Origin of the sequence: Streptomyces sp. NBC_01384 (assembly GCF_045040035.1) — a bacterium.
Classification (GTDB): domain Bacteria; phylum Actinomycetota; class Actinomycetes; order Streptomycetales; family Streptomycetaceae; genus Streptomyces.
The window spans coordinates 628,282-640,500 of sequence record NZ_CP109560.1; the positions used below are offsets into that span (position 1 = coordinate 628,282).

Sequence of the window (12,219 nt, forward strand, 5' to 3'; positions counted from 1 at the left end):
CTGCGCCATCAAGGCTTCCGTCAAGGGTTCGATAGCGCCGACAACTCCGTTGCGGTTGCGGCCACTTGCCCTCCCCACCCAGCCAACTCCCGTGCCGGGCCAGCCTCAGGCGGACCCTTGGTGTCACAGCGTCATCATGAACGGCTCGTACCGGCAGGACCTGATCCGCACTGTGGTCACCTCCGACGCGTCACACGCCCAACGCAAGTACGCCGATTATCCGGTCGCCCGCCGCACCGGGTACCTGCCGGCCGCCAAGCGCAACCAGCCGCACCTGCACCAGCGCGGGCCATGAGATGCCACACGCCCCACCCTGCCGCACGGGCTGCTCGCCCCGCTCCGTCCAAGAAACCCAGACCCGGGAGGATCCATGACCATCACAGCCATCGGCCGAAGGCGAATGACGCGCCGAGCCGTGCTGGCAGCTGCGGCCGCCGTGCCGATCGGCGTCGCAAGCCACGCGTCGGCGGCTCCGGCTACCCGAACCCCGGCGCAGCTCACACTGCCCGTTCCCACCGGACCGTACCCGGTGGGAACGGTGGCGCTGCATCTCGTCGATGGCTCACGTCCGGATCCCGTGGCCGGCCCGGGGCATTACCGCGAGGTGATGGCCAGCGTCTGGTATCCGGCCCGGGAGGTCGGGCGGTATCCGCGGGCGCGTTGGATGGCCGCCGCCCCTCTGCGGGCGCTCCTCACATCCGCGGGGTTCGAGCCCGACGCGGTGATGGCCCCACTCACGGTCGGCCACGAGGGCGCCCCGGTGCGGCGGACGGGCGGACGATGGCCCGTCGTCGTGTTCTCGCACGGCGCGCACGACCACCGGGCCGACACCACCATCGTGGTTCAGGAGCTGGCCAGCCACGGATACGTGGTGGTCACGGTGGATCACACCTACGACGCGTTCAGCGAATTCCCCGACGGCCGGCTCACCGTCCCCAGCCAGGCGACTTGGCCGGCGATCTACGCCACCGACATCCAGTTCGTGCTCGACCGCATCGAGGACCTCGACGCCGGGCGCAACCCCGACGCCGAACACCGGCCGCTACCGGCCGGCCTGCGTGGTGCACTCGACCTGCACCGCATCGGCATGTTCGGCTGGTCGAAAGGCGGGACGGCGACCACCCTCGTCATGAGTGAGGACCAGCGCGTCCGGGCCGGGCTGAGCCTCGACGGCCCGATGCAACCGGTGATCACCACCGACCTGGATCGCCCGTTCATGATGATGACCGCCGAGTTCACCCGGGCCCAGGAGCCGAGCGTCGCCGAGTTCTGGTCCCACCTGCGAGGATGGCGGCTCAACGTCCAGGCCGACGGAGCGGTCCACCGGTCGTACGGCGACTACCAGGCGCTGATCCCGCAGCTGGCGAAAGTGGTCGGGATGAGCGACGAGGAGCTTCGGGGCTGGATCGGTACCCTCGATCCGGCCCGGGCGGTGCGGATCCAGCAGGCGTACCCGCTCGCTTTCTTCGACCTGCACCTGCGGCACCTGCGACACCGGGGGCACCTGCTCGACGGCCCGAGCGCGGCCTTCCCGGAGGTGAAGTTCATTCCGTGAAGCGATGGGCCGCGGCGCTCACGTCCCGCGCCGCGGTCCGCACGCCCCGGCCGGCGACGTCCCAAAGAACTGCGGTGAGAGCCTCTCGCCGCCCCCGGCGAGCAGGACCCCGTCCGGAATACCTTCCCAACGGCTCTGCTGATCAGGCACCGACAGCACCAGCCTCGGCACGTGGGCGCGGGAACTGGTCCCACGCCCGTCACTTTGTCGTTGTGTCGAGGTCGCGGTGGACCATCTCGACGACCAGGCCCCGGCCGAGGAACACGCCAGCGGCGGCGGGCGTGGTCGGCGGGGCGGGCGGGCAGGTGGTAGAGGCGGAACCGCATGGTGTCCGGCTCGGCGTCGGCCAGGTCATCGACGTCGTGCAGGGCCAGCAGCCGCAGCCATGCGTCGAGATCGGCGGCGAGGTTCGCCGGCGAGCATCCAGCCGCGGTTCACCTCCCAGGAGGCGGAGGGCAGGTTGCCCAGACCCATCGCCTTGGTGGTGCGCACCCGGTCTTCCACACCGGCGTGGGACCCCCGGCCGTCTATTCGGCGCGCAGGGCGGATGCCGTTCCGGCCTTCGCCGCCCAGCCGGCCGGGCCGAGCGCGCCGACGATCGCGATGACCAACCCGGCGAGTCCCAGCAGGATCAGCTCCCACGGGGAGTACACCGACAGCAGGGACTGCGGGTACCCGGAGTTCGCGGCGTGCGCCATCACCGGCACCACGGCATGGTGCAGGAAGACTCCGGCGGGGACTCCGACGATTCCGGCGACCAGGCCGACGCCGGCGACCGAGCACACCACCATGAGGAGGGTCTGGCGCGGCGTCATGCCGATCGCCTTGTACACGCCGATGTCGTGAGCTCGCTCGCGGATCTGCAGCGCCACGGTGTTCAGCACGCCGAGGCCGGCGACCACGGTGATCAGGATCGTGAGCATCGTGATCAAGGTGAGTACGGCGAGGAACTGCGTGGTCGAAGCCTGGGACGAGGTGGCCCGGTAGGAGTGGCCGAGCGCCGCGGACACGTTGTTGGTGTACGCCTGCGCGCTGGTGCCGGACTGGAGGGCCACGTCGAAGTACTGCGGCTGCGCGCCCGGGTCGAAGCGGGAGAGCGTGGCCGGGCTCAGGTACAGGTCGGGCTGGCTGCCGGTCTTGAACACCTCGCCCACGATCTGGACCGTCAGCCGGTGCCGGCCGGAGATCAGCGTGTACGTCGACCCGACCGAGGTGCCGGTGTCGGTGAGGAACAGGGTGTTCACGTCCACCTCCGCGGCTCCTGGGGAGGCGGAGTACCAGCGGCCGGAGATCAGCGGAATCCCGCTCAAGGACGGGGTGTCGCCGTAGGCGACGGCGGACGCCTTCTGCGCCGCGCCGGGCACGCTGAACTGGGCGTCGGTCTCGGTCATGTAGTGTCTGGTTCCGGCCTGTGCTTTCAGCACCGACTCGACCGCGCGCTGCTGCGCGTCGCTCAGGGAGGGGGCCTGGCCGCCTGTGCGGCCCGACACCTGCACCGGCATACGCGAGTAGGGCGAGTCGTCGCCGACCCGGTTCAGCGTCGACCCCAGCCCGATGCCGAACGTCACAGCCGCGGCGCCGAACACGATGACCACCAAGGTCGTCACCGTCCGGGCAGGCCGGGCGGCCGGCGCGGCCAGGCCGAGCGTGATCGACCGGGGGAGGGACCGCAGCCGCGCCGCGGCCCGGTGCGCGAAGAAGCCGTGGACCGGCCGGGGGGCACGGCCGGTGGCAATCGCCTGGATGGCGCTCATCCGACCCGCCCGCAGCGCGGGAAGGACCCCGCCGACCGCGGTCAGCGCGAGTGCCGCCGGCGGAACCAGGACGTCGACCCACAGCGGGACGCTCAGCGTCCCCACCTGGTAGACGTGCGCGTTCACCTCGAGCATGGGAATCGCCAGCAGGTTCCCGACCACGACCCCGACGGCGCAGCCGACCAGCGCGGGAACCAGCACCAGCAGCACGTACGAGGCGACGACCTGCACCGGGCTGAACCCGATCGCCTTGAGCACACCGATCCGGGTGGTTCCGGCGATCACCGCACCGGCCACCACGTTCACCACGATCAGCACCGAGATCACCAGCGCGATCACGCCGAACGCGACGATGAACGGCACCCACGGCTGGATCCCACCCTGTTCCGCCTGCCGAACGTCCAGAGAGGACGCGCTGCCGAGCACCGCGCCGCTCGGCAGTGCCGACCGCACCGAGGCGATGTCGGCGGCGACCGCGGACTTCGACTCGGCGTGGGTGAACCGGTAGAGCATCTGGGCCTCCCCGGTTCCTCCGGTTCCTCCGGCGCTCCGCAGCGAGGCGATCTGGGACGGCGTCACCCAGCCGGCGGCGGTGTGCGTGATCGAGTTCGCGGTACCGACCACCGTCAGCGTCTGCGAGCCGATGGTGAGAGTCGACCCGGTGAACACCCCGTTGCCTCGGTCGACCACGATCTGCCCGTCGCCGTCCGGCCAGTGGCCGTCGAGCAGCGTGATGTCGTCCACCGGGCCGTCCGGTGTGGACCGGCCGACGATCCGGAGCGGTGTCGTCGACGAGCCGGGTACTCCGGGAACCGTGACCCGCGCGTCCACCTCGACCTCGCCGAACGGGCCGGACGCGGCCGTCACGCCGGAAAGCCGGGACGTCGCGGCCAGCTGGTCGGCGTCGGCGACCGAGGTGTTCACGGTGACGGTGACGTGGGCGCCGTTCTGTTTCGCGAACGCGTGGTCGAACGCGCCGTGGGCGTTGACGAGCAGACCCAGCGCGACCGTCGAGGTCGCGGTGGCCGACAGCATGACCACGCCGATGATCAGCGCCTGCAGGCGGCGTCCGCGCAGGCCGCTGAGGGCCGCGCGGAGGACCGCGGTCATCGCTGGACCCTCATGCCCGGTGCGCCCGCGGGACCTGCCGGGTTGGCCGAGTCCGACCTGATCCGGCCGTCGGCGACAGAGATCACCCGGCTCGCGTACCTGGCGGCCAGTTCCGGGTTGTGGGTGACCAGGATCAACGTCTGCCCGGTCGAGTTCAGATCCAGCAGCAGTGCGCCGATCTCCTCGCCGGCCCTGGTGTCCACCGCACCGGTCGGCTCGTCGGCGAGCAGCAGCGCGGGCCGGTTGATCAGGGCCCGGGCGATCGCCACCCGCTGCCGCTCACCGCCGGACAGCCGCGCCGGGTAGGCGTCGCGGCGGTGGCTCAGCCGGAGCCTGTCCAGCAGCTGGTCGGCCCGCTGCCGCGCGGCGTCCGACCGGCCCTCGGCGAGCTGGGCGGGCAGCAGGATGTTGTCCATGACGGTCATGTCGTCGAGCAGGTTGAAGAACTGGAAGATCATGCCGACCTGGCGCCGCCGGTACTTGGCGGCGGCGGTCTCGTTCATCTTGTCCACGCGGTCCCGGCCGACCTGCACCGTGCCGGTGGTCGGCCGGTCCATCGCCGCTATCAGGTTGAGCAGCGTCGACTTGCCGCTCCCGGACGGCCCCATGATCGCGACCGCCTCGCCCTGCGCGATCGCCAGGTTGACTCCTGTCACCGCAGGCGTTGCGGCCCCGTCGTACTGCTTCGATACGTTCTGCAGGTGAACAAGTGTCTCCATGCGCAGGACGGTAGGTCGCCGGGGCCGCCTCGCGCGTCGCTCGCGATGGCGAATCGCCTACCGTAATCGGCTGGCCATGGACCCGCTGTCATCCCTTGGATGTAAGCAAGTGGATGTAAGCAAGCTACCCCTGCTGGATGATGCCCAGCAGTGGGGAAGTGGCGACAATGATTCCCATGGCGGCCTCATTGAAGACGCTGCTCGCGTTAGTTCGGCAGGCCGAGCCTCGCACCGCCCCGTCCGGCTGGGGGATCACGCTGGACGGAGCGATCGCGGTGGGTGCGGCCGTCGCCGCTGTGTTCGAAGCAGCGCAGACCACCAGCCATGGGCCGGTTCTGGGCCTCATGGCGCTGACCGCGCTGCCGCTCGCGCTGCGGCGGGTGTTCCCCGTCGCCGCCTGGCTGGTGATCATCGCCGCCATCATGGCCGTACAGCAGACGACGGTGCCGCCAGTGGCCCTCGGCGCGGCGGTGTTCGCCGCCTACAGCGCCATCGCCTACAGCAAGTACCGGAACCTGGCCATTGCCGGCGTGGTCGTCGTCACGCTGGCCGCCACCGCGTACTTCCCCCTGCCCAGGTTCCCCGGCCGGCTCACCGCGGTGCTGACCATCGCGCCCACGGTGATCGCCGGGCTCGGTATTCGCGAACTGCGGCGGCGGCTCAACGACTCCGCCGCGCGGCTACGGCGCGCCGCGGACGAGCAGGAGACCGCCACCCTGCAGGCGATCGAGGCCGAGCGGGCCCGGATCTCGGCCGAGTTGCACGACGTGGTGACGCACAACGTCAGCGTGATGGTGATCCAGACCGGCGCGGCACGCAAGATGCTGAACACCTCCCCAGGCGAGGCCGAGGAGGCGCTGCTGGCCGCGGAGGCCGGCGGCCGGGTCGCCATGGCCGAGCTGCGGAACCTGCTCGGGCTGCTCAGCCCGGCGCAGCGGGACGGCCAGAGCGCCGCTCTGCACCCGCAACCGGGCCTGTATGAGCTGCCTGCCCTGATCGCGCGGGTTTCCGCCGCGGGGCTTCCGGTCGAGCTGGCTGTCAGCGGCACCCCTCGGGCGCTGCCGCCGGGCGCGGACCTCGCCGCCTACCGGGTGGTTCAGGAAGCCTTGACGAACGTACTGCGACATACTGCGAACGCGGCCACCGCCGTGACGATCCACTGGGGGGACGAACTCGTGATCACGGTCAGCGACAACGGCCCGGGCACGGGTGGCGACTGGGGCCGGGGGCTGCTCGGGCTGCGGGAGCGGCTGGCGCTGTACGGAGGAGAGTTCGATGCGGGGCCGCGCGCGGAAGGCGGCTGGCGGGTGCGGGCGGTTCTGCCGCCGTGAAGGTCGTCATCGCCGATGATCAGGCGCTGGTCCGCCGCGGGTTGCGGCTGATCCTGCGGGAGGCGGGAATCGACGTCGTGGCGGAGGTGGCCGACGGAGCGGAGGCGGTCGCGGCCGTCGCCGAGCGCCGGCCGGACGTGGCGCTGATGGACATCCGCATGCCCGAAGTGGACGGGATCGAGGCCACTCGCCGCATCCTGGCGGACGGCCCGGGCGGGCCCGACGGAGTGCGGATCATCATCTTGACCACGTTCGACCTGGATGAGTACGTCTACGAGGCCCTGGCCGCCGGGGCCAGCGGGTTCCTGCTCAAGGACGTCTCACCCGAGCAACTGGTCGCCTCGGTCCAGCTCGTCCGCGCCGGCGACGCGCTGCTGGCGCCGTCGATCACCCGCCGCCTGGTCCATCGCTACGCGGTGCGTCCCGGTACGGTCCCGACCGCTGCGAGTGGCGCCCCGGCGGGAGGACGGGACCTGTCCGCTCTCACGCCGCGAGAGCTCGAGGTGCTCGGGCTGGTCGCGCGTGGCCTGAGCAACGCCGAGATCGCCGCCTCGTTGACGCTCAGCGAGGCGACGGTGAAGACGCATGTGGCGCGACTCCTGACCAAGCTCGAGCTGCGCACCCGGGTCCAGGCGGTCGTCCTCGCATACGAGACCGGGATCGTACAACCGAACGCCGGGGCGTCGGGCCCTTCCGCACCGTAGGTACCGCGAGTCGCCGCCGACCACCAGCGTCGTGCACGCGGCCAGCACCAGGATCACCACCAGGGGATGCCGTCGCCCTCCCTCCGTGTGTCGGTCCGGCACCTGCCACAGCCTGCTGACCAGCGCGGACTCGGGCCGTCGGTCTCCGTCGGCCTTGGTACGCCTGGGACAGCTCAGCGATGGCCCCCAAGTGATGCGGCGGAGTGCACAAGACGTCCCGCCCCTTGTGGGCCGGGTGGGCTCTTGGACTTCGGGGCGAAGCCTTGCCTTCCTCAGTCTGTGGACGGTCACCGGGATCCGCCTCCGGGCGCCGTCATTGATGTCACGCGTGGATGTCAGTCTGGGTCACGTGAGAGGCAGAGGGTCTCGTGGCGGTGAGCCAGGCTACGCTCATCGCAACCCGTACGGCCTGGTGAGAGGCAGTGCACCTTGGTGAGCCGTCCCCTCCTCTACCTCGACGTGGACGAGCCGTTGAACTCTGTGATGCGAAGCGGGGGGTGTCGCCCCGAGGGCTGCACGACCCATCGAATGAAGCCAGGAAGCCGGCTCACCCACCTTGGAGCACGACCGTGAACCCGAAAAGGCACCAGCGGACCCTACGCATCATGTTGGCCGTTGCCGTAGGGGCTGCTCTCGCCATTGCCGTCACTGCATCGATCATGAAGGACCCCCGGCATGGGGAGGGTCTCTTGGGCGAGGTACTGGTGAGCGGTGACGGCCGCACCATCACCACCCTGAACAGCCGGGCCCCATGCCAGCAGGACCCGCCCGAACTGGTGGCGAGCGAATCCCGCGATTCCGTCACCCTGGTACTGAAGGAAAGCGATACCGATCTCCGGCCTCAGTGCAACAGGATCGACGAGCAGATCACCACGACGCTGCAGTCACCGCTAGGGACACGACGGCTGGTAGACCCCGATAACGGCTGGACCATTGCCCCCTTCGACCAGAAGCGGCTGGCCAACCCGCGATATCTCCCGCCAGGCTATTCGCCGACAACTGACGTGAAGTGGAGCGACTCCAGCCAGCATGACCTGCTGTCACCCTTCTTCATGCGTGACCGGAACTCAGGCCCCGCCTGGACCCGTTTCTACCACCGCGCCCCGGAGAAGGCGTCTTTGAGCATCACGCAAATCGCCGGACGGCTCACAGTGAGTGCCGCAGGCACTCCGGAGTCCATCCACGGGTGGGCCGGTCGGCTCACTGCGGACTCCAATAACACCGTGACATGGACGAACGGGACCTACACATTCGTCGTGAGCACCACGGATCAGGACCTGCACGAAGCCGAACTCCTGAGGATCGCCAAACACCTCACCCCCTGAAACCCGAGAGCACCAACTGGAGGTGACGAACGCGGCCCCCGATGATCAAAGGTGTCGAAGCCTTTGATCACGAACAGGGGTCGCGTTCGCGTGTCATCCTCCCTGAGCGGTGTCCTGCAACGCCACCGCGAGGACGTCGACTTGTCCTGCCCACCCGCCGAAATGCCCGACCTGACCTCGTTGTCGACGGTCCTGGACCGGCTTCCCGATCAGGGCTGATGCGTTCTCAGCTAGCGGGATGAGCCGGTTCGTCGGACCTGGCATCCGATGGGCGGTTTGCCGGAGTGGAAGCAGGAGACGCGACACCAGATGATCAAGGTTGCTGAGACCGAAGATCGACCTGGAGCCGCGTCCGCATGCCATCCTCAGGCCCATCGCGCCATCGCCGACGACCAACTCGGGCGCATGCCGCGCCTGCGGCAGTCGCGCAGCAGGTCGGCCCACGACTCGGCCGACTCACGCAGCCCCTCCGTCAGCGCGATCAGCTCCTCGGTGCCGTCCAGGCGCACACCCGTCAGCACCGGGACGCAGGAGTACGCCTGCCCGAGCCGCACCTTGGGGTGCACCCCGTCCGCCCGCACATACACGTAGTCGCTGTCGGCGAGGTCGCGCTGCTGGAAGGCGGCGTGGTCGTCCTGCCACTGCTTCGTCAGCCGGGTCACGGTGGCCGGCGACAGCCCGGCCGCCGAGCCGAGGAACTGCTCCAGCGCGGGCACGAAGTCCCCCGACACCGGCAACCGGGCCGCGCTGTGACGGGTGGCAGCGTGGTCGCTCACTTGCAGTCATTCACAGGGTGGCGCAACAAGATGACACACCATGTTCATCGTGTTGTCACCTTTATGCGGGCCGACACCGGCAGTGTGACCCGTATAAGGCGGTTGGCGGAGAGGCCCTGAAACGTGACGGTGTGGTGGCGTGGAACGGTGACCGCGGGTCGCTCAAGGACATGGATGCCGGTGCTGGCCTGGGCGGTGACGCGAGCCGTACTGCTGCTGACGCTCTTCGGCGCCCTGCGCTTCCCCGGTGACGACGTCCGCCCTGACGTGGTCGTCATCTACCACGGCTGGTACGAACGGCTGCTGACCGGCAGCTTTCCGGTCGGCGACGTCACCTGGCAGTACCCGCCCGCCGCGGCGGCGGCCTTCCTCGCCCCGGCACTGCTGCCGTTCCTGACTTACTCGCACGCCTTCTACCTGCTCGCCTGCGCCGCCGACGCGACGGTCCTGGCGATGCTGCTGCGGGCCGGGCGGGCCCACGGCCGGGACCTGGCCGGCGCCTGGCTGTGGGTCGCCGGGGTCGCCGTGCTCGGCCCGCTGGCCCTGGCCCGCTACGACGTGATGGTCACCGCCCTCGCGGTCGCCGCCCTCCTGGCCGCCGCACGGCACCCCCGGGTGGCGGGCGCGCTGGCCGGGATCGGCGCGCTCGTCAAGGTCTGGCCGGTACTCGTGCTCGCCGGTGCGCGGCCGGGCGGCACGACCCGCCGCTCCTGGGGGGCGGCGCTGGTCACCACCGTCGGCGTCAGCGCCGCGTTCCTGGCGTTCACCCGGGGACCGTTCGCGTTCCTCACCGAGCAGCGTCAGCGCGGCGTCGAGATCGAGTCGCTGGGCGCCCTGCCGTTCCATGTCCTGCGCTGGCTCGGTCTGTGGCACGGCACCTCCCGGCTGCACTACGGGTCGTACGAGTTCCTCGGTCCGTATGTGCCCACCGCGGCCCGGATCGCACTGGCCGGCGCGGTGCTGGCCTTCTGCTGGCTAATCTGGTGGCGGGTACGCGCCCGCACTTTCAGCGACGCCGTGCTGTACGACGCGGCGTTCGCCGCGGTGCTGGTCTTCGTCACCACCAGCCGGGTGATCAGCCCGCAGTACCTGATCTGGCTGCTCGGCCTCGGCGCGCTCTGCCTGACCAGCCGCTCCACCGTCCAGCGCCGGCCTGTGCTGCTCATCCTGGCCGCGTGCTTCTTCACGGTGCTCGAATTCCCCGTCGGCTTCGGCCAGGTCGTGCGGAGCAATCTGCCGGGCATAGTCGTCCTGCTGATCCGCGACGGGCTGCTGCTGGTGGCGACGGTCTCGGCCTGCCGCCGGCTCTGGCGCAGTACGGCCTCGCGGCCGGAAGCCACGTCTGACGACGCGGCGTCCTCAGACGCGGACTACGCGGTGGCACATATGGGTTGAGCTACCCCGGGGCCAGGGGCGTCAGCCCTCGCTCCGGTCGATCCAGGCGTCGAGTTCGGCACGCACCCGGCTGTCCATGGCATCAGGCACCCGACGCCGGTCGCCAACCGCTTCGCCTTACCGACACCGACCGCGGCACCATGATCGCCCCGATCACCCGCACCGGCTGGTCACCGGGCGCCGCCAGTTCCACCGGCAGCTCCGCGACCACCTCGGCCACCGTCTCCCGCGTCACCCGCAGCCGCGACCACGTCTCCCGCTCGGCCTCCAGCCGCGCCGTCAACTCCGCGATCTGCGACTCAAGCTCCTCCACCCGCGCCCGGGCAGCCGCCTCCCGGGCCTCCAACTCCTCGAACAATGAGCCCATCAGAGTAGCCTCCTCCACCGCCACGGTAGAGACGGGAAGACCCGACCACACCCCGATCAGAGTCGCTCAGCTCACGTTCCCTTCAGAGGACCGCACCCATCTGGGACTGCAACACCGGGGCCGAGCAGTACTGGGTCCAGGCCGGTGGTGTCCAGGGCTCTCCGAGTGAAATCGTCAACCGCAAAAGCGGCAAATGCTTGTCCCTTGCGGGCAGCGGCGCAACCGCAAACGGGACCCAGGTCATCCTGTGGGACTGCAACAACAGCCCCGAGCAGGACTGGGTGTATTCGGCTCAGGGCAGTTGGTACGGCACGTGGCGCAACTACAAGGCAGGTAAGTGCATGTCGACGGCGGGCTGCGGTGGCACCGCGAACGGTACCAACGTGATCATCTGGGACTGCAACGGTAACTCCGAGCAGACCTGGGACTATATCGACTAGGGGCGAAGTCCAGAGCACCATCGAGCCTGGTGGCGTGGGGCACGTTTACAAGTACGTGAAGAAGTCAGACAGGTATAGCCGCAGGTCCAGGCGGTGATGACGGAAGAGCACATACGAAACGGGACCCGTGATAGGCAGAAGATCGACCAAGATCGGCACTGCCATCAGAGGTCCCGCTTGCGCCACCGCTCTGCCACCACCACGATCGCCCACACCATCGAGGCCGCCGCCGGGATCTTCGTCCCGGGCCACCTGGGCGACCCGGTCCACGGCAGCGGTTGGGAGAGCGAGTTCCCGCGCGGGAACTGCGCCGGCTCGGCATCGGGGAACCCGGACCCGGCTGCGGTTCGACCGCATCACCCGGCAAAAGCCCGGCCGTGGGATGGATCATGCTCCGCCGACGTCCGGCCCGCGAGGATTCCCTCGTCGCGCCAGTTCGGGGTGGATTCGCGGGTGAGTCGTCGGCTTATGAGGTCGATCATCGCGATGTGGATTATGGCTTCGGAGCGGTGGGGGTGGCTCTCGTAGTCGCGTGCGAGACGGCGGTGCTGCATCAGCCAGCCGGTTGGGTCGGCCGCGCGGTGAGATGCCCGCCGAGGCAGGTCCTGTTCCGCGAGGCCTCCCGCCGAGTGAAGTGACCACTGCGCGACTACTTCGGCAGGCCGTTTTGAGTGGATTCGGTCATGGCGGGTGTCGCAGGCCACGACGGTCCTGCGACGCCGATGCAACATGACGCGCGCCCA

General features: G+C 69.7%; 11 protein-coding genes and 2 pseudogenes. 8 read left to right on the forward strand and 5 right to left on the reverse strand.

All coding sequences use genetic code 11. The features are described from left to right. The first annotated feature begins 136 nt into the window (after window positions 1–136). Both OG747_RS50530 and OG747_RS50535 read left to right on the forward strand, forming a co-directional pair. On the forward strand, window positions 137–295 hold the full coding sequence (locus OG747_RS50530; protein ID WP_331743777.1) for a hypothetical protein: 159 nt from the start codon (window positions 137–139) through the stop codon (window positions 293–295). A gap of 75 nt (window positions 296–370) precedes the next feature. After that, window positions 371–1,555: an acetylhydrolase gene (locus OG747_RS50535; RefSeq protein ID WP_331743774.1), complete on the forward strand. Its 1,185-nt coding sequence runs from the start codon at window positions 371–373 to the stop codon at window positions 1,553–1,555. Between the two features lie 527 nt (window positions 1,556–2,082). Here the strand turns inward: OG747_RS50535 and OG747_RS50540 are convergent. After that, window positions 2,083–4,419 carry an ABC transporter permease gene (locus OG747_RS50540; protein WP_331743771.1) on the reverse strand — a complete coding sequence of 779 codons (2,337 nt, stop codon included), beginning with the start codon at window positions 4,417–4,419 and terminating at the stop codon, window positions 2,083–2,085. Beyond that, on the reverse strand, window positions 4,416–5,138 hold the full coding sequence (locus OG747_RS50545; RefSeq protein ID WP_331743768.1) for an ABC transporter ATP-binding protein: 723 nt from the start codon (window positions 5,136–5,138) through the stop codon (window positions 4,416–4,418). Before OG747_RS50545 ends, OG747_RS50540 begins: the two co-directional genes overlap by 4 nt. A 176-nt stretch (window positions 5,139–5,314) precedes the next feature. Between OG747_RS50545 and OG747_RS50550 the strand changes: the two genes are divergently transcribed. The 4 genes from OG747_RS50550 (at window position 5,315) to OG747_RS50565 (ending at window position 8,717) form a co-directional block, all read left to right on the forward strand. Beyond that, on the forward strand, window positions 5,315–6,469 hold the full coding sequence (locus OG747_RS50550) for a histidine kinase (protein ID WP_331743765.1): 1,155 nt from the start codon (window positions 5,315–5,317) through the stop codon (window positions 6,467–6,469). Continuing rightward, complete coding sequence (locus OG747_RS50555) at window positions 6,466–7,173, forward strand: response regulator transcription factor (protein ID WP_331743761.1); 708 nt, start codon at window positions 6,466–6,468, stop codon at window positions 7,171–7,173. Before OG747_RS50550 ends, OG747_RS50555 begins: the two co-directional genes overlap by 4 nt. A gap of 605 nt (window positions 7,174–7,778) precedes the next feature. Then, window positions 7,779–8,498 (forward strand): hypothetical protein, encoded by a 720-nt coding sequence (locus OG747_RS50560; protein WP_331743758.1) that lies wholly within the window; start codon window positions 7,779–7,781, stop codon window positions 8,496–8,498. 90 nt (window positions 8,499–8,588) lie between these two features. Beyond that, the gene (locus OG747_RS50565) at window positions 8,589–8,717 is read left to right on the forward strand and encodes a hypothetical protein (RefSeq protein ID WP_331745104.1); all 129 of its coding nucleotides are present in this window, start codon (window positions 8,589–8,591) and stop codon (window positions 8,715–8,717) included. Window positions 8,718–8,867: 150 nt separating this feature from the next. On the opposite strand, the pseudogene OG747_RS50570 reads toward OG747_RS50565, so the two are convergent. Then, window positions 8,868–9,226: pseudogene (locus OG747_RS50570) on the reverse strand (transposase); the annotation flags it as partial. Window positions 9,227–9,448: 222 nt separating this feature from the next. Between OG747_RS50570 and OG747_RS50575 the strand changes: the two are divergent. After that, window positions 9,449–10,669 carry a glycosyltransferase 87 family protein gene (locus OG747_RS50575; protein WP_331743755.1) on the forward strand — a complete coding sequence of 407 codons (1,221 nt, stop codon included), beginning with the start codon at window positions 9,449–9,451 and terminating at the stop codon, window positions 10,667–10,669. An 82-nt stretch (window positions 10,670–10,751) separates the two neighbouring features. On the opposite strand, the gene OG747_RS50580 is transcribed toward OG747_RS50575, so the two are convergent. Continuing rightward, window positions 10,752–11,036: a hypothetical protein gene (locus tag OG747_RS50580; protein ID WP_331743752.1), complete on the reverse strand. Its 285-nt coding sequence runs from the start codon at window positions 11,034–11,036 to the stop codon at window positions 10,752–10,754. Between the two features lie 98 nt (window positions 11,037–11,134). On the opposite strand from OG747_RS50580, the gene OG747_RS50585 reads away from it, so the two are divergent. Then, a complete protein-coding gene (locus OG747_RS50585; RefSeq protein WP_331745004.1) occupies window positions 11,135–11,476 on the forward strand; it encodes an RICIN domain-containing protein in 342 nt (113 codons plus the stop codon). A gap of 356 nt (window positions 11,477–11,832) precedes the next feature. Here the strand turns inward: OG747_RS50585 and OG747_RS50590 are convergent. Further along, window positions 11,833–12,039 (reverse strand): annotated as a pseudogene (locus OG747_RS50590) (hypothetical protein); the annotation flags it as partial. Window positions 12,040–12,219: the final 180 nt, after the last annotated feature.